The 22,973-nt window shown below is 73.5% G+C and carries 17 protein-coding genes and 1 pseudogene; 7 read left to right on the top strand and 11 right to left on the bottom strand.

The window, feature by feature from the left end; genetic code table 11:
- Positions 1-2 precede the first annotated feature (2 nt).
- Together OEIGOIKO_RS24825 and rsmI are read right to left on the bottom strand one after the other, a co-directional pair.
- Positions 3-500, bottom strand: coding sequence for a hypothetical protein (locus OEIGOIKO_RS24825; RefSeq protein WP_125055877.1), 498 nt, complete (start codon positions 498-500; stop codon positions 3-5).
- 170 nt (positions 501-670) lie between these two features.
- Entirely contained in the window at positions 671-1,540 is an 870-nt protein-coding gene (gene rsmI / locus OEIGOIKO_RS24820; protein ID WP_125055876.1) for a 16S rRNA (cytidine(1402)-2'-O)-methyltransferase, read from the bottom strand.
- Between the two features lie 152 nt (positions 1,541-1,692).
- Here rsmI and OEIGOIKO_RS24815 point away from each other — a divergent pair, with 152 nt between their 5' ends.
- Complete coding sequence (locus OEIGOIKO_RS24815) at positions 1,693-3,420, top strand: dolichyl-phosphate-mannose--protein mannosyltransferase (protein ID WP_125055875.1); 1,728 nt, start codon at positions 1,693-1,695, stop codon at positions 3,418-3,420.
- A gap of 47 nt (positions 3,421-3,467) precedes the next feature.
- On the opposite strand, the gene OEIGOIKO_RS41760 is transcribed toward OEIGOIKO_RS24815, so the two are convergent.
- Positions 3,468-3,806, bottom strand: coding sequence for a nuclear transport factor 2 family protein (locus OEIGOIKO_RS41760; protein WP_170251843.1), 339 nt, complete (start codon positions 3,804-3,806; stop codon positions 3,468-3,470).
- A gap of 401 nt (positions 3,807-4,207) precedes the next feature.
- Here OEIGOIKO_RS41760 and OEIGOIKO_RS24805 point away from each other — a divergent pair, with 401 nt between their 5' ends.
- From OEIGOIKO_RS24805 to OEIGOIKO_RS24795, 3 genes are all read left to right on the top strand, one after another.
- Positions 4,208-4,555 (top strand): hypothetical protein, encoded by a 348-nt coding sequence (locus OEIGOIKO_RS24805; RefSeq protein ID WP_125055873.1) that lies wholly within the window; start codon positions 4,208-4,210, stop codon positions 4,553-4,555.
- 133 nt (positions 4,556-4,688) lie between these two features.
- Positions 4,689-6,347: a penicillin-binding transpeptidase domain-containing protein gene (locus OEIGOIKO_RS24800; protein ID WP_125055872.1), complete on the top strand. Its 1,659-nt coding sequence runs from the start codon at positions 4,689-4,691 to the stop codon at positions 6,345-6,347.
- A 233-nt stretch (positions 6,348-6,580) separates the two neighbouring features.
- Positions 6,581-7,426, top strand: coding sequence for a DMT family transporter (locus OEIGOIKO_RS24795; RefSeq protein ID WP_125055871.1), 846 nt, complete (start codon positions 6,581-6,583; stop codon positions 7,424-7,426).
- On the opposite strand, the gene OEIGOIKO_RS24790 is transcribed toward OEIGOIKO_RS24795, so the two are convergent.
- From OEIGOIKO_RS24790 to OEIGOIKO_RS24770, 6 genes are all read right to left on the bottom strand, one after another.
- A complete protein-coding gene (locus OEIGOIKO_RS24790; protein ID WP_125055870.1) occupies positions 7,423-8,241 on the bottom strand; it encodes an SDR family NAD(P)-dependent oxidoreductase in 819 nt (272 codons plus the stop codon). The two genes, OEIGOIKO_RS24795 and OEIGOIKO_RS24790, sit on opposite strands and share 4 nt — an antisense overlap.
- 76 nt (positions 8,242-8,317) lie before the next feature.
- Positions 8,318-8,479: a hypothetical protein gene (locus OEIGOIKO_RS41755; RefSeq protein WP_170251841.1), complete on the bottom strand. Its 162-nt coding sequence runs from the start codon at positions 8,477-8,479 to the stop codon at positions 8,318-8,320.
- A gap of 79 nt (positions 8,480-8,558) precedes the next feature.
- Positions 8,559-9,764: a serine hydrolase domain-containing protein gene (locus OEIGOIKO_RS24785; protein ID WP_125055869.1), complete on the bottom strand. Its 1,206-nt coding sequence runs from the start codon at positions 9,762-9,764 to the stop codon at positions 8,559-8,561.
- A gap of 89 nt (positions 9,765-9,853) precedes the next feature.
- Complete coding sequence (locus tag OEIGOIKO_RS24780; protein WP_125055868.1) at positions 9,854-10,687, bottom strand: energy-coupling factor ABC transporter ATP-binding protein; 834 nt, start codon at positions 10,685-10,687, stop codon at positions 9,854-9,856.
- Positions 10,675-11,436 carry a cobalt ECF transporter T component CbiQ gene (gene cbiQ, locus OEIGOIKO_RS24775; protein WP_125055867.1) on the bottom strand — a complete coding sequence of 254 codons (762 nt, stop codon included), beginning with the start codon at positions 11,434-11,436 and terminating at the stop codon, positions 10,675-10,677. Before cbiQ ends, OEIGOIKO_RS24780 begins: the two co-directional genes overlap by 13 nt.
- Position 11,437: 1 nt before the next feature.
- On the bottom strand, positions 11,438-12,682 hold the full coding sequence (locus OEIGOIKO_RS24770; RefSeq protein WP_125055866.1) for an energy-coupling factor ABC transporter permease: 1,245 nt from the start codon (positions 12,680-12,682) through the stop codon (positions 11,438-11,440).
- A 150-nt stretch (positions 12,683-12,832) separates the two neighbouring features.
- On the opposite strand from OEIGOIKO_RS24770, the gene OEIGOIKO_RS24765 reads away from it, so the two are divergent.
- Together OEIGOIKO_RS24765 and OEIGOIKO_RS24760 are read left to right on the top strand one after the other, a co-directional pair.
- Positions 12,833-14,878: an MFS transporter gene (locus tag OEIGOIKO_RS24765; RefSeq protein ID WP_125055865.1), complete on the top strand. Its 2,046-nt coding sequence runs from the start codon at positions 12,833-12,835 to the stop codon at positions 14,876-14,878.
- Between the two features lie 231 nt (positions 14,879-15,109).
- Positions 15,110-16,308: pseudogene (locus OEIGOIKO_RS24760) on the top strand (serine hydrolase domain-containing protein).
- A gap of 176 nt (positions 16,309-16,484) precedes the next feature.
- Here OEIGOIKO_RS24760 and OEIGOIKO_RS24755 read toward each other — a convergent pair.
- Complete coding sequence (locus OEIGOIKO_RS24755; RefSeq protein WP_125055864.1) at positions 16,485-18,692, bottom strand: MMPL family transporter; 2,208 nt, start codon at positions 18,690-18,692, stop codon at positions 16,485-16,487.
- Positions 18,693-18,831: 139 nt separating this feature from the next.
- Positions 18,832-19,404, bottom strand: a complete 573-nt coding sequence (locus OEIGOIKO_RS24750) for a TetR/AcrR family transcriptional regulator (RefSeq protein WP_125055863.1) — start codon at positions 19,402-19,404, stop codon at positions 18,832-18,834.
- 219 nt (positions 19,405-19,623) lie between these two features.
- Here OEIGOIKO_RS24750 and OEIGOIKO_RS24745 point away from each other — a divergent pair, with 219 nt between their 5' ends.
- Positions 19,624-22,959, top strand: a complete 3,336-nt coding sequence (locus OEIGOIKO_RS24745; RefSeq protein ID WP_246178094.1) for a S41 family peptidase — start codon at positions 19,624-19,626, stop codon at positions 22,957-22,959.
- Positions 22,960-22,973: the final 14 nt, after the last annotated feature.

Below are 22,973 nucleotides of genomic sequence, written 5' to 3'. Positions count from 1 at the left end.
GCTCACCTGCGGTGGTGCTGGAAGGGGTGCAGCAGGTCGGCGAGGTGCCAGTGGTGGCGTTCGCGGTGGCCGTCCGCGGAGGCACCGCCCTCGGCGGCGTTCTCACCGGCCCCACTGTTCCCGCTCTGCTGCGGGACGGCTCCCGCGCCCGCGCCCGCGTTGCCCTCGGCGGCGCCCGCCGACGGCTGCTCGTACAGACTCGCGATCGCCTTGGAGACCATGGAGACCTGTCCGGCCCGCATGATGCGGACGACGTGCGCGCCGCAGTTCAGGCAGGTGGGCCGGGTCAGGGGGGAAGGTACGCGCTCGCCGTCCGCGTAGTACACACAGTGCGCGCGCCCGTCCGCGTCGACGTGGTGCGTTATCTCGTACGACTGCTCCCAGCCGTGACCGCACCTCATGCACGCGAAGGCGTACGCCTCGTGTGCCGGGGGGTCGGTACGGGGGGTGGGGTGGGCGCCGGCGGTGATGCTGCCCGGCGTACGCGCGATGTCACTCATAGCCGCTCCTCTTGCCCGCTGGACAAGGTCTCCGGGGACGGACGTCCCACCTCCCAGTGGACGCCTTCCCCGGCGGTGGCGCAGCAAGGGCGGTCAGCTGTTGGCCCAGTTTTGGCGGGGGACAGAGAATCGGCCCCGCTGCGCGGCCCGCGTTTTACCTTCCAGGCTAGTCATTTACCTTCCGCCGGTCCCGTTCGCGCCGCATTCTTTGCCGCCACGACGGCATCGAACACCTCGCGTTTGGGAAGGCCGGTCTCGGCGGCGACGGCCGCGATGGCCTCCTTGCGGCGCTCCCCCGCCTCCTCCCTGACGTGTACGCGACGCACAAGCTCCTCGGGGCCGAGGTCCTGCGGGCCGGTCTCGGGGGCGCCCTCGACGACGATGGTGATCTCGCCGCGTACGCCGTCCGCCGCCCACGCGGCCAGTTCCTCCAGCGGCCCGCGCCGGACCTCCTCGTACGTCTTGGTCAGCTCGCGGCAGACCGCGGCGCGGCGGTCGGCGCCGAAGACCTCGGTCATCGCGGCGAGGGTGTCGTCGAGGCGGTGCGGGGCCTCGAAGTAGACGAGGGTGCGGCGCTCGTCGGCGACCTCGCGCAGCCGGGAGCGGCGCTCGCCCCCCTTGCGCGGCAGGAAGCCCTCGAAGCAGAACCGGTCCACGGGCAGGCCGGAGACGGCGAGCGCGGTGAGCACCGCGCTGGGGCCCGGTACGGCGGTGACCTTGACGCCGCGTTCGACGGCGGCGGCGACCAGCCGGTAGCCGGGGTCGGAGACCGAGGGCATGCCGGCGTCGGTGACGAGCAGCACGCGGGCGCCCGCTTCGAGGGCGTCGGCCAGCTCGGGGGTGCGGGCCGCCTCGTTGCCCTCGAAGTACGACACGACGCGGCCGGTCGTGTGCACGCCGAGCGCCTGGGTCAGGCGGCGCAGCCGCCGGGTGTCCTCGGCGGCGATCACCTCGGCCGCCGCCAGTTCGGCGGCGAGCCGCGGCGGGGCGTCCGCGACGTCGCCGATGGGCGTCCCTGCAAGTACCAGCGTTCCAGTCACGCCCCCATCCTCCCAGCCGTACGGCGCGGCGCGTCCCGGCGGCGGCTGCCGCACGCGGCTCACCGGCCCCGTACGCCCCGCCCGTACCGGTCCTGCGGGCCCGGCCGCGCGGCCCCCGCGTTCCGCACAGACCGCTTCCCTACGATGGGCCGGTGACGAGTGACACCGCGACAGACGCAGACCGCGCCGAGGAGGAGGCCGCCGGGCAGCCCCGGCGGTGGCAGCGCAGGCTGCGCCGGTTCGGCTACGCCGGGCAGCCGCAGGCCGACGCCCGCGAGCGGCTGGTGCCGGCGTTCCCCGAGCCGGGGACGCGGGTGTGGACGGTCCTGGGGCTGGGCCCGGGTGCCGCCGGCCGGCTGGCACGCTGGTCGGGCTGGGGCGGTCCGCTGCTGGTCGCGCTCTTCGCGGGCGTGCTGCGGTTCTGGAACCTGGGCAGTCCGGCGAAGGTGATATTCGACGAGACGTACTACCCCAAGGACGCCTGGTCGCTGCTCCAGTACGGCTACGAGGGCACCTGGGCGAAGAACGCCAACGACGCGCTGGTGGCGCACCCGCCGGAGATCCTGCTCTCGCCCGAGCACTCCTACGTCGTCCATCCGCCGCTGGGCAAGTGGATGATCGCGCTGGGCGAGTGGGCGTTCGGGATGAACCCCTTCGGCTGGCGGTTCGTGGTCGCACTGCTCGGCACCCTGTCGGTGCTGATGATCTGCCGCATCGGCCGCCGCCTGATGCGGTCCACGGCGCTGGGCTGCCTGGCGGGCGTGCTGCTGGCGGTGGACGGGCTGCACTTCGTGATGAGCCGTACGGCGCTGCTGGACCTCATCGTCATGTTCTGGGTGGTGGCGGCGTTCGGCTGCCTGCTGGTGGACCGGGACCGCACCCGGGCGCGGCTGGCGGCGGCGCTGCCGGTCGGCGCGGACGGGCTGGCCCGGCCGGACGAGACGGTGGGCGACCGGCTGCGGCTGGGGTGGCGGCCGTGGCGGCTGGCGGCTGGACTGTGCCTGGGCCTGTCCGCCGCGAGCAAGTGGAACGGCCTGTACTACCTGGCGGCGTTCGCCCTGCTGTCGGTGCTGTGGGACATGGCCGCGCGGCGCACGGCCGGCGCCCGGCACCCCGTACGCGCGGTGCTGCGCCGGGACGTGGTGCCCGCGTTCGTCTCGACCGTCGTGGTCGGCATGGCCGCGTACCTGGTGACGTGGACCGGCTGGATCGTCACCAAGGGCGGCTACCACCGCGACTGGGCCACCGCCACGCCGGAGGGCCGGGCGGGCGGGTGGCAGTGGCTCCCGGACTGGCTGCGCAGCCTGTGGCACTACGAGACGGAGGTCTACGACTTCCACAAGGGCCTGTCCACGCCGCACACCTACCAGTCCAACCCCTGGAGCTGGCTGGTCCAGGGCCGCCCCGTCTCGTACTTCTACGAGGACCCCAAGATGGGGCACGACGGCTGCAAGGCGGCCGAGGGCTGCGCACGGGAAGTGCTCGCGCTGGGTACTCCGCTCCTGTGGTGGGCGGGCTGCTTCGCGATCCTGTACGTGCTCTACCGCTGGCTGTTCAAGCGGGACTGGCGGGCGGGCGCCATCGCCTGCGGCATCGCGGCGGGCTATCTGCCGTGGTTCCTGTACCAGGACCGGACGATCTTCCTGTTCTACGCGGTGGTGTTCGTGCCGTTCGTGTGCCTGGCCCTGGCCATGATGATCGGCGCCCTCATCGGCCCGCCGGGGTCGAGCGAACGGCGGCGCGCGGTCGGCGCGGTCGGCGCCGGAGTCCTTGTCCTGCTCATCATCTGGAACTTCATCTACTTCTACCCGCTCTACACGGGCCAGCCGATCCCCAAGAGCGCCTGGCACAACCGGATGTGGTTCGACACGTGGGTCTAGGGCACCGCTGACGGGCTCCGCGGGCCCGTGCTCGGCGGGCGGGCGGGTCAGGTCGCGAACCAGACCCGCTCGATGCGCTGGGCGCCCACTTCGTAGAGAGCCACGGCGGTGCGCTCCTCGTCGCCCATGAAGCCGGTCACGCGCTCCTGGTCGATGACGATGCGGCCCTGGGTGACGCGCGAGACGAGTTCGGCGTGCAGCTCGGGGCTGGCGGCGAAGAGCTTGGCGTAGCGCTCGCGGAAGGCGGGGCCCGAGCGGTCGGTGAGTATCTCGCCCGAGGGGAAGGCGTACACGGGTACGTCCTCGGCGTAGTAGCTGAGGAACTTTTCGAGGTCGCCGGCGTTGTAGGCCGCCAGCTGGCCGTCGACGATTTCTTCCGGGGACATGGGTGACTCCTTTCCGCACCCGGTCGGCACGGGGGTGCGGCGGGTGCACCGGAACAGGGCAGGTGATCGTACCGGCTCAGGGCGCTTCGCCCGGAGACCGGGGGCTTGCGCAAGAGCGCGGCGGGCGGCCGGCGGTCGAGTCGGTCCTCGTGCGGGCGGCCGGCGTATCGGGGGCCGATGGCGGGCTGATTGGCGTCCGGCGCGCCGGGCGGGGCACTCGTCCCCTTGGGGCGGGGCGTCGTCGTCCATCGTCACCCGGGCCCGGGGGACGACACGGCCGGGACCCGTACGCCGAAAGCGCCGTCCGCGCAGGGTCGGCGGTCATACTTGGCCGTCATCGAACGATGCCGGTCAATGCCGATCGATGTCCTGGGGCCCGGACGGGCAGGGAGGGACCGTAGTTGAGCACACCGAAGATCGTCTACGTCATCGAGCACAACAAGCCGGAACAGGTCGAGGACCACGGCGCGCTGCGCACTGTCGCGCCCGCGTGCAAGGAGCTGGCTCTCGCCGCGTTCCTCGACATGGAGCAGGCCAGGGAGGAGGCCGAGACCTGGGCGGAGCGGCAGCACTACCCGGGGCTGACCTGGCAGGAGAACAACAACCCGCTGCTCGGCGACGCCCCGGGCCTCCAGGCCACGACCGAGGTCGACGGGCAGAAGACCACGGTCTTCCGGATCAGTCCGGTGGAGGTCGTCGCCGCCCAGCGCTGGCAGCGCCGGCCGCCCCTGCAGCAGCCGCACACCTGAGGCGCCGCGGCCCCGGCCGGGGTCGCCCGCGTCACAGGGCCGGAACTCACTCCCGTACCCCGTGTCCCATAGAGTGCGCTGCACGTTCTTGTGTGCGTGCTGAAGAACGAGGATTCGGGAGGGGATCGGCGACATGCGCCGTGAGGTGAGGTACGGGCTGATCGGTGGGGCGGTGGCCCTGGTCGTGGGCGGCGTCGGCGGCTACACGCTGCTCGGCGGGTCCGGCGACGGCGATCCGGCCCAGGAGGTCCGCGCGGCCCGGGACGGCAAGCCCGGTGACGCGGCGCCCGAGGTGAAGTCCGGTCCGCTGTCCGCCGACGAAGTCAGCGACACCGCGGGGAAGTTCCTGGACGCCTGGAAGGCGGGCGCCGCCGACAAGGCCGCCGCCCTCACGGACGACGCGAAGGCGGCCGCCGCCGGCCTGGCCGCGTACCCGAAGCAGACCCACTTCACGGACCTGAAGCTCACCCCGGGCAAGGCCACCGGCGACAAGGTCGCCTACACGGTCGCCGCGCAGATCTCGTACAAGAACCTGAAGGCTCCCTTCTCGTACGGCACCTCACTGACCGTCAAGCGTGACAAGGAGACCGGCGAGCCGCGGATCGCCTGGGCCCCGGGCATCCTGCACCCGAAGCTCGGCAAGGGCGACGTGCTGCGTACCGGCGAGGCCGAGGCGCCGCCCATCAAGGCCGTGGACCGCAACGGCGCCGAGCTGACCAAGGAGGCGCACCCGGCGCTGGCCGGGGTGCTGGACAGCCTGCGCGACAAGTACGGCAAGAAGACGGACGGCAAGCCCGGCGTGGAGCTGTCCGTCCACCGGGCCGCCGGTGACAAGGCGACGCAGCGGCCCGACGAGACGCTGAAGGTGCTCTCCAAGGGCACGCCGGGCACCCTGAAGACCACCCTGGACGCCAAGGTGCAGGCGGCGGCGGAGAAGGCGGTCAAGGGCAAGCCGAAGGCGTCCGCGGTGGCTCTCAAGCCGAGCACCGGCGAGATCCTGGCCATCGCCAACTCCCCGGAGAAGGGCTTCAACACGGCGACCCAGGGCTCGCTGGCGCCCGGCTCGACGATGAAGGTCGTGACGGCCTCGATGCTCATCGACAAGGGCCTGACGGCGCCGGACAAGCCGCACCCGTGCGAGAAGTTCGTGACGGTCGGCGGCTGGAAGTTCCAGAACCTGAACAAGACCGAGATCAAGAACGGCACCTTCGCCCAGAGCTTCGCCGCGTCCTGCAACAACGCCTTCATCTCCATGGCGCCCAAGCTCGCCGACGACGACCTGACCAAGCAGGCCAGGGACGTCTTCGGCATCGGCCTGAACTGGCAGACCGGCATCCCGACCTTCGACGGCGCGGTGCCGGTGCAGAGCGACGCGCAGATGGCCGCCTCGCTGATCGGGCAGGGCGGGGTGCGGATGAACCCGCTGACCGTCGCCTCCGTCGCCGCGACCGTGCAGAACGGCGGCTTCCACCAGCCGTACATCGTCGCGCCGTCGCTGGACGGCCGGGCGCTGGCCAAGGCGCCGCGCGCGATGAAGCCGGACACCGCGGCCGCGGTGAAGTCGCTGATGAAGCTGACCGCCACGTCCGGCACGGCGGCGGAGGCGATGTCCGGGCTCAGCGGTGACATCGGCGCGAAGACCGGCTCGGCCGAGGTCGACGGGCAGGAGAAGCCGAACGCCTGGTTCACCGCCTACCGCGGCGACATCGCGGCGGCCGCCGTCGTCCCGGCCAGCGGCCACGGCGGCTCGAACGCCGGGCCGGTGGTCCGGTCGATCCTGTCGGCGGGCTGAGACCCGCCGCCCCGGGGCGCCCTCCCGTGGTGCCCCGGGCCGCCCCCCGGGGTGATCTCCCCCACCCCGCCCGCGCACCATCGCATGGCCCGTACAGCTACAGCTAGCGTGCGGGTCATGCGCCATTTCCCGAACGGTCATGAAGCTCCCCGCCCACCGGCCCCCGGCGCCGCCCCCGGGCTCCCGGCCCCGTACGTGCGGAACCGGGCGGCCGACGTGCGCGAGCGCGCCGCATGAGCCCCCTGGTCGTCGCGGCGGTCCTGACCGCCGCCGTCACCCACGCCAGCTGGAACGCGATCGCGCACCACATCGAGGACCAGCTGATCGCCTTCACGCTGGTCGGCGGCGGCGGTGCGGTCTGCGGCGCGGTGCTGGCCTGCTTCGCGCCGCTGCCCGCGCCCGCCGCCTGGCTCCCGCTCGCCGGCTCCACCGTGCTGCACATCGTCTACCAGGTGCTGCTGATGCAGTCCTTCCGGATGGGCGAGTTCGGGCAGATGTACCCCATCGCGCGGGGCACCGCGCCGCTCGTCGTCACGGTCCTGGCCGCCGTCTTCGTCGGGGAGGTGCCCGACGCCTGGGCGCTGGCCGGTGTGGTGCTCGCCTCGGCGGGCCTGGTCGGCCTGGCGCTGTGGGGCATCCGGGGCTCCGGCACGAAGCCGCACTGGCCGGCCGTCGTCGCGGCCCTCGCCACCGGGCTGGCCATCGCCTCGTACACGACGGTGGACGGCATCGGCGTCCGCGCCTCCGGCACCTCGCTCGGCTACATCGGCTGGCTGATGATCCTCGAAGGCCTGGCGATCCCCGTGTACGCGCTCGCCACCCGGCGCCGGCTGCTGCCGGCCCAGCTGCGCCCGGTGGCCCTGCGCGGCGCGGCCGGCGGGGTGCTGTCCGTCTTCGCGTACGGCCTGGTCCTGTGGGCCCAGACGCGGGCCGACCTGGCGCCGATCGCCGCGCTCCGGGAATCCTCGATCATCGTGGGCGCGGCCATCGGCACCCTGTTCTTCAAGGAACGTTTCGGCGCCCCGCGTCTCGCGGCGGCGGGGCTGATGGTGGTGGGCATCGCGCTGATGCTGCGCTAGCGGGCCGCTTCCGGGCCGCCGCTGTGCAGCGCCCGGCTCAGGGACGTGTTGGCGATCAGGATGCCGCCGTCCACCGGGAGCGTGACGCCGGTGATCCAGGCGGCGTCGGCGGAGGCCAGGAAGGCCACGGCGGCGGCGATGTCGGCGGGTCGGCCGACGCGGCCCAGGGGGTACTCGGCCGCGGCGCGCTCCAGCGCTTCGGGGCGGTCGCCCCAGTTGGGGGTGTCCACCGTGCCGGGCGCGACCAAGTTGACCCGTACACCCCGCCCGGCCGCCTCGCCCGCGAGGGTACGGGTGAGCGAGGCCAGTCCCGCCTTGGCGGCGCTGTAGGCGTGGTTGCCGAAGTCCTGCTCGCCGTTGACCGAGCCGACGCTGACGATCGCGCCGCGGCCGCCCGCGGCGGCCAGGTGGGGCAGGGCGGCGCGGGCGCAGCGGTACGCGCCGTTGAGGGTGACGTCCAGGTCGCCGGCCCAGTCCTCGTCCCGCTGGCCGTCGAAGAGCGGTGCGTCGGGGGTGCAGCGGCAGGCGTTGTTGACCAGCACGTCGAGCCCGCCGAAGCGCCGTACGGCATGTGCGACGGCCGCCTCGACGGCGGTACGGTCCGCGACGTCGCAGGCGAGCGCCTCGGCGGTGCCGCCGCTGTCGCGTACGTCGGCGCTGTCCCGGATGGCGGCCGCCGCCCGCCCGGCCCGCTCCCCGTCCAGGTCGGTGACCAGGACCTGGGCGCCCTCGGTGGCGAGCCGCCGGGCGGTGGCCTCGCCGATGCCCTGGCCGGCGCCGGTGATCAGTACGCGGTAGCCGTCGAATCGCCTCATGCGCCCACCTTGGCGCATGCGTCCCACGGGCAACAGAGGGCGTCGGTACCGGCCCGGCAGGTCACGGCAGCGGCGGTCAGTACCGCTTCGGCGCCGGCTTCGGCTTCTCGCCGCGTACGGACGGCTGGTCCGCGTTGACCTCCTCGGCGCTGCGGTCCCGCTCGCTGTCCAGCGGCTTCGGCTTGTCCTCGTCGGGCCCGGCCTCCCGGGGGTCCTTCGTCTTGCGCTGCTCGGCCATGCCGACTCCTTGAGGTGGGCGGACGTGTCAGGCGTACGGGTGCCCCTCCCGTCCCTCACGACACGTCCGTACCGCGCGCTCAGCCCTCCAGCGCCGCCCGCAGCCCCCGTACCAGCGCCTGGGCCCGCGGGTCGGCCGTCACGTTCTGCTGCATCCCGTTGGTGACGTAGCCGAAGGCCGTACCGGACTCGGGATCGGCGAAGGCGAGGCAGCCGCCGCGGCCGGGGTGGCCGAAGGAGCCGGGGCCCAGGAGGGGCGCGGCGGGGCCGTGCAGCATGTGGCCGAGGCCGAAGCGGGTGTTGACCACGAGGACGCGGTCGGGGCCCGCGGACTCCTCCGTACGGGCCAGGGTGAGGGTGGCGGGCGCGAAGAGGCGGGGGTGGCCGTCGACGGGGCCGATGAGCGCCGCGTAGCAGCGGGCCAGGGCGCGGGCGGTGGCGATGCCGTTGGAGGCGGGGAGTTCGGCGGCGCGGTAGGCCTCGGCGTTCTCGTCGGGGGCCGGGGTGATGGCGCCGAAGGCGCGCCGGGTGAGGGAGGCGGGGTCGCGGTAGGCGTCGGTGACGCTGCGCTTGGGGCGGACGCGCAGTCCGGCCGCGGCGGGCGGGGCCGGTGCCTCGACGTCGGCCAGACGGCCGGTGCGGGCGAGCGCGTCGGCGGGGGCGCCGACCCACAGTTCCAGGCCGAGGGGGCCGGATATCTCGTCGGCGATCCAGGTGCCGATGGTGCGGCCGGTGACCCGGCGTACCAGTTCGGCCAGCAGCCAGCTGTAGGTCTGGGCGTGGTAGCCGTGCTCGGTGCCGGGGGTCCAGGCGGGGGCCTGGGCGGCGAGGGCGGCGGGGCCGCTGACGCCGTCGACGGCCTGTTCCGGGGTGAGCGGGGTGTCCAGGACGGGCAGCCCGGCGCGGTGCGAGAGGAGGTGGCGGACCAGGACGCGGTCCTTGCCGGCGGCCTTGAACTCGGGCCAGTACGTGCCGACGGGCGCGTCCAGGTCGAGCAGGCCGCGCTGGTGCAGCAGGAGCGGGACGATCGCGGCGACGCCCTTGGTGGCCGAGCGGACGACCTGGGCGGTGTCCGCCGCCCAGGGGGCGCCGCCGTCCGCGGGGGCGTCGGCGTCCCGGCTGCCGCCCCACAGGTCGACGATCTTGCGCCCGTGCCGGTAGACGGCGACAGCCGCGCCGCGCTCGCCGCGCCGCGCGAAGTTGGCCGCAAAGGCGTCCCGGACCGGCTCGAAGCCGTCCGCGACCGTGCCCTGGACGTCCACCACTGTTTCCCGCTTCCCACTCATCCGTCGCGTTTGTGACCTATCAATGGTGCAACGCGCGGATCAGTGCTGGTGACCAGGGGCGGCGGCGGACGCGGTGTGCGGGGGTGCGGTCAGGGCGTGGGGATCGTCACAGAGCGCGGGTCGAATCCGAAGGGCAGTTCGAGTCGGTGCGCGGTCATCAGTTCCGTGTCGCTCAGCAGGTGCTGGGTGGGCCCGTCGGCGGTGATGACGCCGTCGGACAGCACGACGGCGCGCGGGCACAGTTCGAGCGCGTACGGCAGGTCGTGCGTGACCATCAGCACCGTGACGTCCAACGCCCGCAGGATGTCGGCGAGTTCGCGGCGGGAGGCGGGGTCGAGGTTGGAGGACGGCTCGTCCAGGACGAGGATCTCGGGGTGCATCGCGAGGACGGTGGCGACCGCGACCCGGCGGCGCTGCCCGAAGGAGAGGTGGTGCGGCGGGCGGCCGGCGTACTCCGCCATGCCGACGCGGCCGAGCGCCTCGGTGACCCGCGCCGCCAGTTCGGCGCCGCGCAGTCCGGCCGCGGCGGGCCCGAAGGCGACGTCCTCGCGGACGGTGGGCATGAAGAGCTGGTCGTCGGGGTCCTGGAAGACGATGCCGACGCGGCGGCGGACCTCGGCGAGGTGGCGGCGGGTGACGGGCAGCCCGGCGACCGTGACGGTGCCGGCGCCGGGCGTGAGGATGCCGTTCAGGTGCAGGACGAGGGTGGTCTTGCCCGCGCCGTTGGGCCCGAGCAGGGCGACCCGCTCGCCGCGGGCGACGGTCAGGTCGACACCGTAGAGGGCCTGGTGTCCGTCGGGGTAGGCGTAGGCGAGCCCGGCGACCTCCAGGGAGGGCGCGGGGGCTTCCGGGGGCGGTACGGGTGCGGTGGTGACGGGCGTGGTGGTGACGGGTGCGGTCGCTCGGTCGTTCAAAGGGTCCATCCCAGCAGGCATACGGCGAGGGCGGCGGCGGGCAGGGCGGCGGCGCGGGTCCACTGGGCGCCGGTCGCCGCGGCGGCGTCCGGTACGGGCAAGGTGCCCGTGCAGCCGCGGCTGACCATGGCGAGGTGGACGCGTTCGCCGCGTTCGTAGGAGCGGATGAACAGGGCGCCCGCGGACTTGGCGAGGACGCCCCAGTGGCGGACGCCACGCGCCTCGAAGCCGCGGGAGAGACGGGCGACGCGCATCCGCCGCAGCTCGTCGGCGATCACGTCGCCGTAGCGGATCATGAAGGAGGCGATCTGGACGAGCAGCGGCGGCATCCGCAGCCGTTGCAGGCCGAGGAGCAGGCCGCGCAGGTCGGTGGTGGCGGCGAGCAGGACGGAGGCGGCGACGCCCAGCGTGCCCTTGGCGAGGATGTTCCAGGCGCCCCAGAGTCCGGGCTCGCTCAGCGCCGTCCCCAGGATGTGGACGCGCGGCCCGGTGGCGACGAACGGCATCAGGACCGCGAAGGCCACGAACGGCACCTCGATGAGCAGCCGCTTGAGCAGGAACCCGGCGGGCACCCGGGCCGCCGCCGCGACCGCGGCGAGCAGCAGCGCGTACAGGGCGAAGGTCCAGACGGCGGTGCGCGGGGTGGCGACGACGGTCAGGACGAAGCAGAGCACCGCCGCGATCTTGCAGTGCGGTGGCAGGGCGTGCACCGGCGAGTGCCCGTGCCGGTAGAGCTTGTGGGCGTGCCCGGCGCCCATGTCAGGCCGATTCCGGGCTGTGCCGCGGGGGCGCCGGGGCGTCCCCGCGTCCGGTGGCGGCCCCGGCCCCGGCCCCGGTGGCGGCGTCGGCCCCGGCCCCGGCCCCGGTGGCGGCGTCGGTCCCGGCCCCGGCGGCGGCTCCGGCATCGGTGTCCGCCCCGGCGGCGTCCCGGGCCGCGCCGCGACGCCGCCGTACGACCACGAAGACGCCGGTGCCGACGGCCAGCGTCGCGCCCACCCCGATCACTCCGGCGAGCCCGCCCGAGATCCGGGGGTTCGCGATGTCCTTGACGCTGTAGTCGGCCAGCGGCGAGTCCTTCGCGGCGTGCTCCTCGGCCTTGGCGTCGATGCCCTGATCCTCGGCGACCTTCTCCAGGCCGTCCGGGCTGGCGGAGGCGTAGTAGCTGACGCCGCCCGCGCAGACGAGCGCGACGGCGACGCCGGCCAGCCAGACGCGGCGGGCCGAGCGCCGGGCGGCGGGCCGGGCCGGGCCCGCCGGTTCCGGCTGTCGCTCCCCCGCTTCCGCCGCGGGCCCGGCCAAGGGGGAAGTCCGCAGCCGGAGCGGCTTGGCCAGCCCGCGCGCCCCGTACACGAGGTCGGGGCGCACGGCGAGGACCGCACCGACGGTGAGTGCGGTGATGGCGGCCTCGCCGATGCCGATGAGGACGTGCACGCCGGTCATCGCCGCGAAGACGGTGCCGATCGGTACGTCGGTGGTGCCGCCCAGCGCGTACAGCCCGGTGAAGGCGGCGGCCGCGGCCGGTACGGAGACCACGGCGGCCACGAAGGAGGCGGCCGTCACCGCGCGGCGGCCGCGCGGCAGCGCCTTCACCAGGCCGCGGAAGATCCCGTACGCGACGACGGTGGTCACCACCGCCATGTCGGTGATGTTGACGCCGAGCGCGGTCAGCCCGCCGTCCGCGAAGAGCACGGCCTGCATGAGCAGCACGACGGAGACGCAGAGCACGCCCGTGTACGGGCCGACGAGGATGGCTGCCAGCGCGCCGCCGAGCAGGTGGCCGCTGGTCCCGGCGGCGACGGGGAAGTTGAGCATCTGGACGGCGAAGATGAAGGCGGCGACCAGGCCGGCGAGGGGCGCGGTGCGTTCGGCGCCGAGTCCGGCGTGCGGTCCGTGGCCGCCCAGTTCGCGGCGGGCGCCGCGCAGGCTGACGGCGACGGCGGCAGCGGCGAGGATGCCGGTGGCGGCCGAGACGGGGGCGTCGATGAATCCGTCGGGTACGTGCATGAGAGTCTCCGCTCAGCCGCGCAATCCCTTCATCGTGGCCGTACTGCAAACGGGTCGCAAGAGCGCTCGGGGCGCGAAACGGCCACGGCCGCGTCACCCCCACAGCAGCAAAAGGTGGCGAAGCGGGGCATTGGCGCAAAGGCTTGGTCCATGACCACGGCCGCCGCGCACGCCTCCGCCCCCGAAGCGCGCAGCACCCCGCCCGCGCTCAGCCGCCGCCGTACCAACCTCGTCTTCACCACGATCGTGCTCGGCATGCTGCTGGCCGCCCTGGACCAGACGATCGTGTCCACCGCGCTGCCCACGATCGTCGCGGACCTGGGCGGCGGCGGGCACATGGCGTGGGTGGTGACGGCGTACCTGCTGGCGGAGACCGTGGCGACGGTGCTGGTCGGCAAGTTCGGCGACCTCTTCGGCCGGAAAATCATCTTCCAGGTCAGCGCGGTGGTCTTCGTCGGCGGCTCGATCCTGGCCGGTGCCTCGGCCTCGATGCTGATGCTGGTCGTGGCCCGCGCCGTGCAGGGCGTCGGCGGCGGTGGTCTGATGGTCACCGCGATGGCGCTGATCGCGGACGTCATCCCGCTGCGCGAACGCGGCAAGTACCAGGGCGCGCTGGGCGCCGTCTTCGGGGTGACGACGGTCGTCGGGCCCACGCTGGGCGGCCTGTTCACCGACCACGCGTCCTGGCGGTGGTGTTTCTACGTCAACATTCCCATCGCGATCGTGATGGTCGTGATGGCGGCGCGTACGGTGCCCGTCGTACGGGCCGCGGTCCGCCCGGTGATCGACTACATCGGCATCGTGCTGGTCGCGCTGGGCGCCTCCGGTCTGGTGCTGGGCCTGGAGTGGGGCGGCAACGAGTACGCCTGGGGATCGCCCGCCATCATCGGCCTGTTCGCGGGGTCGGTGGTGCTGCTGGCGGCCTTCGTCTTCGTGGAGCTGCGGGCCAAGGAGCCGATGCTCCCGATGCATCTGTTCCGCAACCCGGTCTTCACGGTCTGCTCGGTGCTCAGCTTCATCGTCGGCTTCGCGATGCTCGGCGCGATGACGTACCTGCCGACGTACCTGCAGTTCGTCGACGGGGTTTCGGCGACGATGTCGGGTGTCCGGACGCTGCCGATGGTCGCCGGGCTGCTGGGCACCTCGATGCTCTCCGGCGTCGTCGTCAGCCGCACCGGCCGCTACCGGGTCTTCCCCATCGTGGGTACGGGGGTGATGGCGCTCGGCCTGTACCTGATGTCGACCATGGGCGCGGACACCGGCGTCTGGCTCGAATCGCTGTACATGTTCGTCCTCGGCCTCGGCATCGGGCTGGCGATGCAGGTGCTGACGATCGCCGTGCAGAACACGGTCGACTACCACGAGCTGGGCTCGGCGACCTCCGGCGTGACCTTCTTCCGTACCCTCGGCTCCTCCTTCGGCACGGCCGTCTTCGGCACCCTCTACAGCAACCGCCTCGACCCCGACCTGAAGGCCGCGCTGGCGAAGTCGCCGGGCGTGCCGCCGGAGGCCGCCGCCAGCCCGCAGGCCCTGCATCGCCTGCCCAACGCGCAGGCCAGGCCGGTGATCGACGCGTACGCCGACACCGTCAATCATGTCTTCCAGTGGGTGGTGCCGGTCGCGCTGGCCGGGTTCGTGGTGGCGTGGTTCCTCAAGGAGGTGCCGCTGCGCGACAGCGCGCGGGCGGCCGCCGGCGACCTCGGCGAGGGCTTCGCCGCGCCCGACTCCACCGACTCCGACCAGCAGTTGGAGCGTGCGGTGGCGCGGGCGATGCGCAAGGCGGAGGGGCCGGTGAGCCTGGAGGTGCTGGCCGTGTCCGGCAGCCCGCTCACGCCCGGCCAGGCGTGGGCGCTGGGCCAGATCCACTGGCGTACGCGCATCCACGGTGAGACGTCGCCGGCGGCCGTCGCGCAGGCGCACCGGATGCCGGACGAGGTGCTGGAGCCGGTCTTCACCCGCGTGGTGTCCGCCGGGTACGCGCGGTACGGGGACGGCGGCCGGCTGGACCTGACCGAGACGGGCCGCACCGAGATCGACCGGCTGATCGTCGCCTGGCGCGAGTGGCTGGACGAGCGGCTGGAGGGCTGGACCGCGGAGGACCCCGAGGACCGCGCCCGGCTGGCGCGGGCGCTGGACAACATGGCGGCGCGGCTGCTGGACGAGGACACGTCGCACCGGGAGCGGACGGCGGTGTGAGGGCGGGGTGAGGGCGGTCTGACGGCATCTGAGGGCGCTGAGGGCGCTCCGGCGCCCCTCCGACGACTCTCCGACGACTCTCCGACGACTCTCCGACGACTCTCCGACGACTCTCCGACGACGGAAACGCGCCAAGGGCCGTCCAAGTGCCCAGCGGCATCCTGGACGGGGCCACGGCCCAGAGTTAGGTTGCCGAGGCAACCATGCAGCCCGCGTGAGGAGCCGCCGACCGTGACCGCAGCCGTTCAGGGCACCTGTGCCCCCCAGTTCGAGAACGTACGGGCCGAGTTCGCGCGCAACTTCGCCGAACGCGGTGAGGTGGGCGCCGCGGTCTCGGTGTGGCTGGACGGGGAGCCCGTCGTCGACCTGTGGGGCGGGCTCGCGGACGCCGACGAGAACCGCCCGTGGGAGCGCGACACGCTGGTCACCGTGTACTCGACGAGCAAGGGCTTGACCGCCCTGTGCGCCCATCTGCTCGCCGACCGCGGCGAACTGGACCTGGACGCGCCCGTCGCCCGCTACTGGCCACAGTTCGCGCAGGCCGGCAAGGGCGACGTGCCGGTGCGCTGGCTGCTCTCGCACCGCGCGGGCCTGATCGCCCCCGGGAGCCGCTGACGGCCGAGGACGTGTACGACTGGGAGAAGACCTGCGCCGTACTGGCCGCCACCGAACCGTGGTGGGAGCCGGGCACCGCCCAGGGCTACCACGCCGTCAGCTTCGGCTTCCTGGTCGGCGAGGTCGTCCGCCGTATCACCGGGGTCCCGCTCGGCACCTTCCTGCGTACGGAGATCACCGAACCGCTCGGCGCCGACCTGTACATCGGCACGCCCGCCTCGGAACACGGCCGCTGCGCCCGGTTCATCGGCCCGGAGGGCGACGGCGTCCTCAGCAGCGCGTTCCCGGGCATTCCGGACGGGGCCGTACGGTCCCTGGACTCCCACCCGTTCGCCCCGCTGGCGCTCGCCATGCGCCACCTGCCCATGGGGGACGTGAACAGCGCCGCGTGCCGCTCGGCCGAGATCCCCGCCGGAAACGGCAACGCCACCGCGCGCGGCCTGGCGGCGGTCTACCGCGCGCTGGCCGACGGCGAGCTGGTGGGCCCCGGCACCCTCGCGGCCCTGCGGGAGCGGCAGAGCCGCCCCGGCGAACGGGACCTGGTGCTCGGCGCGTTCGCGGACGAGGAGGCCCTGCCGTTCGCCTGGGCCTGCGGCTTCATGCTCAACGAGGCCCACTACTTCGGCCCGAACCGGACGGCTTTCGGCCATGGCGGCGCGGGCGGCTCGCTCGCCTTCGCCGACCCGGAGAGCCGGCTGGCGTACGCGTATGTGATGAACAGCTTCGGAGGCGGCACGACGGGCGACGACACCCGCAACCTCGCGCTGGTCGAGGCGGTGTACGCGGCGCTGGGGCAGGCCGGGGACGCCGCCTGAGGAGCCCCCGCCGTCCGGTACCCGGACACGGCACGGCCCGGCGACCGGCCCCGTTCCGTACGGAGCCCGTCGCCGGGCCGTGTCATCCGCACCGCGCCCCGTCCCCACGGGGCGGCGCGGGCCGGGGCGGACGCGCCGCTCACGCGGCCGCCCCGGGGATCGTCACGCCTCGGCCGTCACACCTTGGCGAGTTCCGGCTTCCCGTCCGCTTCGGGCGCGAGGTGCTTCTGGAGCTGTTCGCCCTCGACGTCCACGTTGGGCAGGGCCCGCTGGAGCCACTTGGGCAGCCACCACGCCGCGCGTCCGAGGAGCGCGAGGACGGCGGGGACGAGGGCCATGCGGACCACGAACGCGTCGAAGAAGACGGCCACGGCGAGCCCGAAACCAATCATCTTGATCATGGATTCGGAGGAGCCGATGAAGCCCGCGAAGACCGAGATCATGATGACCGCGGCGGCCGTGACCACCCGCGCGCCGTGCCGGAAGCCGGTGACGACGGCCTGCCCGGGGCGCTCCCCGTGGACGAACGCCTCCCGCATCCGGGTCACGAGGAAGACCTCGTAGTCCATGGCGAGTCCGAAGACCACGCCCACCATGAAGATCGGCATCATGCTCATGACCGGGCCGGTCTGCTCGACGCCGAACAGGTCCGCCAGCCAGCCCCACTGGAACACCGCGACCACCGCGCCGAGCGCCGCGACGACCGACAGCAGGAAGCCGAGGGCGGCCTTCAGGGGCACCAGGACCGAGCGGAAGACGACCATCAGCAGCAGGAAGGCCAGGCCGACCACGAGCGCCAGGTAGGGCAGCAGCGCGTCGTTGAGCTTCTCGGAGACGTCGATGTTCATCGCGGTGGTGCCGGTGACCAGCGCCTGCGCGTCGGCGTCCCGCGCCGCGTCGCCCGCCTTGCCGCGGATCTCGTGGACCAGGTCCTCGGTCTCGGTACTGCTCGGCTTGGACTTCGGTACGACGTTCAGCAGCGCCGTGTCGCCCGCCTGGTTGAAGGTCGGCGGGGTGACGGCCGCGACGCCGTCCAGCTCGGCGACGGTCCCGGCGACCCGGGTCGCCGCGGCCTTCGGGTCCTTGCTGCCCTGGCCGTCCACGACCAGCATCAGCGGGCCGTTGAAGCCCGGCCCGAAGCCGTCGGAGAGCAGGTCGTACGCCTTGCGCTGGGTCGTGCTGGTGGGCTGCGCGCCGTCGTCCGGCAGGCCCATCTCCAGCGAACCGGCGGGTACGGCGATCACGCCCAGGCCGACGACCCCGGCCAGCAGCACGGCGACCGGCCGCCGCAGCACGAACCGCGCCCAGCGGGTGCCCATGTTGGGCTTGCCGCCCTCGGCCTCCCCGGGGGCGGCGGCGCCCTTGCGGGCCTTGCGGCTCAGCACCCGCTTGCCCGCGAAGCCCAGCAGCGCGGGGATCAGGGTCAGGGCGACGAGGACGGCGATGACGACCGTGCCGGCCGCCGCGATGCCCATCTTGGTGAGCATCGGGATGTTGACCACGGACAGGCCCACCAGGGCGATGACGACGGTCAGTCCGGCGAAGACCACGGCGGACCCGGCGGTGCCGGTCGCGCGCCCGGCCGCCTCTTCCCGCTCCCGGCCCTCGGCCAGTTCGGAGCGGTAGCGGGAGACGATGAACAGCGCGTAGTCGATACCGACGGCGAGGCCGATCATCATGGCGAGGGTGGAGGTCGTACTCGACAGGTCCAGCACGCTGCCCAGCGCGGTGATCGACGAGACGCCGATGCCCACGCCGATCAGCGCGGTCAGCAGCGGGAGGCCGGCGGCTATCAGCGCGCCGAAGGTGATGACGAGGACGACGGCGGAGATGACGATGCCGATGATCTCGGTGGCGCCGGTCTCCGGCATCGCCTGGAGCGCGTTGCCGCCGATCTCGACGGTCAGGCCCGCGTCCCGGCCGTGCTGCGCCGCGTCCTTGAGCGCGTCGCGCGCGTCGTCCGTCAGCTCGAAGCCGGAGACCTTGTAGGTGACCTGCGCGTAGGCGATCTTGCCGTCCTGGGCCACGCCCTTGGCCAGGTACGGGTCGGAGACCGAGGCGACCTGCGGCGAGGAGGACTTCAGCTCGCCGACGACCTTCCCGACGGCCTCCTTCTGCGCCGGGGCCGTCACCTGCTGCCCGTCGGGCGCCTTGAAGACCACGCGCGCGGTGGCGCCGTCCGCCTTGGTGCCGGGGAAGCGTTCGCCCAGCAGGTCGAAGGTCTTCTGCGACTCCGTACCCGGTACGGAGAAGGAGTCGGCGGCGGGCGAGGACGCGGTGGCGGCGCCGACCCCGGCGACGGCCAGCAGCGCCACCCATATGAGGGCGACGAAGCGGCGTCGCCGGAAGGCGAACCGTCCGAGTTTGTAGAGGAATGTAGCCACGAGAAGGGGCGCTCCCGTCGGGATGAGGGACGTACAAGGGCGTACGGAGCCGGCCCGACGACGAGAGCGGCGCGTCGAGTGCTGCCGTTATGGGGGGAGTTGGGGACGGACGGCCCGGCCCGCGGGGGGCCGGGACCGGTCAGACGCCTAGGGCGGGGAGGACCACGGCGTCGACGTAATCGGCGAGGAAGGCGCGGTTCGGGGGCCGGTCCTCGATGAGCTGCTGGGCGACGAAGGCGCCGATCAGCATGTGGGGTACGTAGGCGAGCGCGGGGCGCCCGGCGGGGATCTCGCCGCGCTCGACGGCGCGGGCGAGCATCACGTCCATCCCGGAGATGTCCGGGTTGACGAACAGGTCGCGCAGCGCCTGGTGGAGGTCGGGGTTGTCGTGCGCGGCCCGTACGAGACCCCGCAGCAGCGCGCAGTCGCGTTCCATCTCGCAGTCGTCCGCGCGGGAGACCATGGCGTGCAGGTCGCCGCGGAGGCTGCCGGTGTCGATGTCGGCGACCTGGACGGGCTTGTGATGGTGGAGCGCCTGGGCGACCAGTTCGGGCTTGCCCTGCCACTGGCGGTAGAGGGTGGCCTTGCTGGCGTGGGTGCGGGTGGCGACGGCGTCCATGGTCAGGGCGTCGTAGCCGACCTCGCGGAGCAGGTCGAGCACGGCCGCGTAGAGCTCCGCCTCGCGCTCGGGGGTCAGCCGGCTGCGGCCCATGGCGGCACACCTCCTCAAGACGTCACGTGAACGAAACGGTTTCGTACAGCTTCGGTACGGCTCGACCGTACCTCCGGCCCCAGCGAAACGGAAACGTTTCGATGGTGGTGTGTGTCACGGCAACACGCGCCCGGCCGAGTTGCCACCGTCCGCACTCGCCGAAAGCATGGGGGCGTGAGTGACGGCGCGTATCTCCGGTTCCCGCATCTCCACGGCGAGATGCTGTGTTTCGCCGCCGAGGACGACCTCTGGGTGGCACCGCTGACGACCGAGGGCGGCAGTACGCCACGGGCCTGGCGGCTGACGGTGGACCGCACCCGGATCAGCCACCCCCGGATCTCCCCGGACGGCAGACAGATCGCCTTCACCACGTGGCGCAGCCTCGACCCGGAGATCCACCTCGCCCCGGTCGAGGGCGGCCCGGCCCGCCGCCTCACCTATTGGGGGAGCACCGACGCCCGGGTCTGCGGCTGGACCCCGGACGGCCAGATCCTGGCCGTCTCCTCGCACGGCCAGCCCTTCTCGTACTACTCCTGGGCCTACAGCGTCCCCACCGACGGCAGCCCCGGCGGCCGGCTGCCCTGGGGCCCGGTCTCGGACATCGCGGTCGCCGACTTCACCGCGGACGGGCACCGGCTGGAGGGCGACGGCCATCCGTACGGGCACGTCGGCGACGGGGACGACGGCAAGGACGGCGGAGGCGGCCACGACGACTCGGTGGACCGCAAGACGCTGCTGCTCACCGGCAAGCCGCCGCACGAGCCCGCCTCCTGGAAGCGCTACCGGGGCGGCGCGATGGGCCGGATGTGGCTGCACGGCACCCGGCTCGTGCCGGACCTGCGCGGCCACCTGGACGCGGTGATGTTCGTCGGCGACCGGATCGCGTTCCTCTCCGACCACGAGGGCATCGCCAACCTCTACTCCTGCAAGCCGGACAGCACCGACCTGCGGCGGCACACCGACCACGCCGACTTCTACGCCCGGCACGCCGCCACCGACGGGCAGCGCGTCGTCTACCAGTGCGGCGGCGACCTGTGGCTGGTGGACGACCTGAGCCCGGGCGGCACACCGCGCCGCCTGCGGGTGCAGCTCGGCGGCCCGCGCGCCGGACGCCGTACGTACCAGATCCCGGCCGGCTCGCACATCACCTCCCTCGCCGTGGACACCACCGGGCGGGCCAGCGCCGTCGGCGTCCGCGGCAGTCTGTACTGGCTCACCCACCGCGACGGCCCGGCACGCACCATCCACGACGAGCCGGGGGTCCGCGTCCGGTTGCCCGAGATGCTCGGCTCGACCGGCCGGATCGCCTACATCACCTCCGCCGAGGGCGACGACGCCATCGAGATCGCCGACCTGCCCAAGGCCGGCATCCCGCGCGACCCGCACCGCCTGGCGGCCGGCCGGCTCGGCCGGGTGCACGAACTGGTCGCCGCGCCGGACGGCGAACGGCTGGCGGTGGCCGCGCACGACGGGCGGCTGCTGCTCGTCGACGTGTCGGCCGACGGCGACGGCGCGGGCCGGGTCACCGAACTGATCAGGTCGGACAACGGGCCGGTGCGCGACCTGGCGTTCTCCCCCGACTCGGGCTGGCTGACCTGGTCCCACCCGGGCATCGGCCGGACGCTGCGCAGCATCAAGATGGCCCGGCTGACCGGCAACGGCTCCGAAGACGGCACGGAGGCCGCCAGCACCGTCGTGGACGTCACCAACGGCCGCTTCGAGGACGAGCAGCCGGTCTTCACCCGCGACGGCCGCTATCTCGCGTTCCTGTCCTGGCGCGGCTTCGACCCGGTCTACGACGTGCACACCGGCGACCTGTCCTTCCCGCTCGGCTGCCGCCCCTACCTCGTACCGCTGTCCTCCGCCACGCCCTCCCCCTTCCAGCTCTCCGCGGACGGGCGGCCCGCGGCGGGCGGCCTGGACCCGGCGGAGGCCCCGGTGACGGCCGAGGGCACGGCGCTGGTGGAGGTGGAGGGGCTGGCGAGCCGGGTGACGCCGTTCCCGGTGTCGGCGTCGAAGTACTCGGCGCTGCGCCCGGTCGCGGGCGGCGGGCTGGTCTGGCTGCGCTGGCCGATCTCCGGCGCGCTCGGCGAGACCTTCGCCAATCCCGACAACACCTCGGGCCAGCCGACGCTGGAACACTTCGACCTGGTCAAGGCCAAGCGCACCGAACTGACCGGCGCCATCGACGCGTACGCGCTCAGCGGCGACGGCACCCGGCTGGTCGTCAACGACGAGGGCGACCTGCGGGCGGTGCCCGCGACCGAGCCGCCGGACGCCGACTCGACCGTGCATCTGGACCCGCGGCGCATCCTGCACGAGGTGGACCCGCCCGCCGAGTGGCGCCAGGCGTACGACGAGGCGGGCCGGATCATCCGCGCCTACTTCTGGGACCCCGGGCTGTGCGGTGTCGACTGGGAGGCGGTGCTGGAGCAGTACCGGCCGCTGGTCGAACGGGTCGCCTCGCCCGACGAGTTCGCCGACCTGATGCGCGAGGTGCTGGGCGAGCTGGGCACCTCGCACGCGTACGTCACGGCGGGCAAGCGCAACGAGGGCCCGCCGCACTACCAGCGCGCGATCGGCCTGCTCGGCGCCAACTTCGTCTTCAAGGACGGCTACTGGGTGGTGCGGCGCATCCTGCCCGGCGACTCCTCCGACTCCCGGGCCCGCTCGCCGCTGGCCGGTACGGGCATCCGCGAGGGCGCCGCGCTCACGCACGTGGACGGCCGCCGGGTCGATCCGGTGGCCGGTCCGTATCCACTGCTGTCCGCGGCCGGCGGCACCACCGTCGAGCTGACGTTCGCGCCGGAGGGCGGCGGCCCGTCGCGGCGGGTCGCGGTGGTCCCGCTGGTCGACGAACGGCCGCTGCGCTACCAGGACTGGGTGGCCAAGCGCCGCGCGGTCGTACGGGAACTGAGCGACGGCAAGTGCGGCTACCTCCACATCCCCGACATGGGCGGCTCCGGCTGGGCGCAGTTCAACCGCGACCTGCGGATGGAGGTCTCACGGCCCGCGCTGATCGTGGACGTACGGGGCAACGCCGGCGGCAACATCTCCGAGCTGGTCGTGGAGAAGCTGACCCGCACCATCGTCGGCTGGGACCTGACCCGTGACGCGCGGCCGGTCAGTTACGCGAGCAACGCGCCGCGCGGCCCGGTCGTCGCCGTCGCCGACGAGATGACGTCCTCCGACGGCGACATGATCACCGCCGCGTTCAAACTGCAGGGCATCGGCCCGGTCGTGGGCCTGCGCACCTGGGGCGGCGTGGTCGGGATGACCGGGCGGCACCGGCTGGGCGACGGTACGTACATCACCGTGCCGATGAACGCCGCCTGGTTCGAGGCGTACGGCTGGGGCGTGGAGAACCACGGCGTGGAGCCGGACATCGAGGCGCCGCGCTCCCCGCTGGACTGGGCCGAGGGCCGCCACCCGCAGCTCGGCGTCGCCGTCCGTACCGCGCTGGACCTCCTGGAACGCCACCCCGCCGCGAAGCCGCCCGACCTGTCCGGCGTACCGGACCGGCGGCGGCCCCCACTGCCGCCCCGCAGCGGCTGAGCACCGTCCCCGCA

The organism is Streptomyces paromomycinus (assembly GCF_003865155.1).
GTDB lineage: Bacteria > Actinomycetota > Actinomycetes > Streptomycetales > Streptomycetaceae > Streptomyces > Streptomyces chrestomyceticus.
This window is presented reverse-complemented; position numbering and strand designations above follow the sequence as displayed.

What these genes read in the sequence shown, in the direction of transcription:
- OEIGOIKO_RS24795 (WP_125055871.1), top strand. Translation starts at nt 6,581, where the DNA reads ATGAGCCCCCTGGTCGTCGCGGCGGTCCTGACCGCCGCCGTCACCCAC.
- OEIGOIKO_RS24770 (WP_125055866.1), bottom strand. Translation starts at nt 12,682, where the DNA reads ATGCACGTACCCGACGGATTCATCGACGCCCCCGTCTCGGCCGCCACC.
- OEIGOIKO_RS41760 (WP_170251843.1), bottom strand. Translation starts at nt 3,806, where the DNA reads ATGTCCCCGGAAGAAATCGTCGACGGCCAGCTGGCGGCCTACAACGCC.
- cbiQ (WP_125055867.1), bottom strand. Translation starts at nt 11,436, where the DNA reads ATGGGCGCCGGGCACGCCCACAAGCTCTACCGGCACGGGCACTCGCCG.
- OEIGOIKO_RS24790 (WP_125055870.1), bottom strand. Translation starts at nt 8,241, where the DNA reads ATGAGGCGATTCGACGGCTACCGCGTACTGATCACCGGCGCCGGCCAG.
- OEIGOIKO_RS41755 (WP_170251841.1), bottom strand. Translation starts at nt 8,479, where the DNA reads ATGGCCGAGCAGCGCAAGACGAAGGACCCCCGGGAGGCCGGGCCCGAC.
- OEIGOIKO_RS24780 (WP_125055868.1), bottom strand. Translation starts at nt 10,687, where the DNA reads ATGGACCCTTTGAACGACCGAGCGACCGCACCCGTCACCACCACGCCC.
- OEIGOIKO_RS24800 (WP_125055872.1), top strand. Translation starts at nt 4,689, where the DNA reads ATGCGCCGTGAGGTGAGGTACGGGCTGATCGGTGGGGCGGTGGCCCTG.
- OEIGOIKO_RS24785 (WP_125055869.1), bottom strand. Translation starts at nt 9,764, where the DNA reads ATGAGTGGGAAGCGGGAAACAGTGGTGGACGTCCAGGGCACGGTCGCG.
- OEIGOIKO_RS24745 (WP_246178094.1), top strand. Translation starts at nt 19,624, where the DNA reads ATGCTGTGTTTCGCCGCCGAGGACGACCTCTGGGTGGCACCGCTGACG.
- OEIGOIKO_RS24825 (WP_125055877.1), bottom strand. Translation starts at nt 500, where the DNA reads ATGAGTGACATCGCGCGTACGCCGGGCAGCATCACCGCCGGCGCCCAC.
- OEIGOIKO_RS24750 (WP_125055863.1), bottom strand. Translation starts at nt 19,404, where the DNA reads ATGGGCCGCAGCCGGCTGACCCCCGAGCGCGAGGCGGAGCTCTACGCG.
- OEIGOIKO_RS24765 (WP_125055865.1), top strand. Translation starts at nt 12,833, where the DNA reads ATGACCACGGCCGCCGCGCACGCCTCCGCCCCCGAAGCGCGCAGCACC.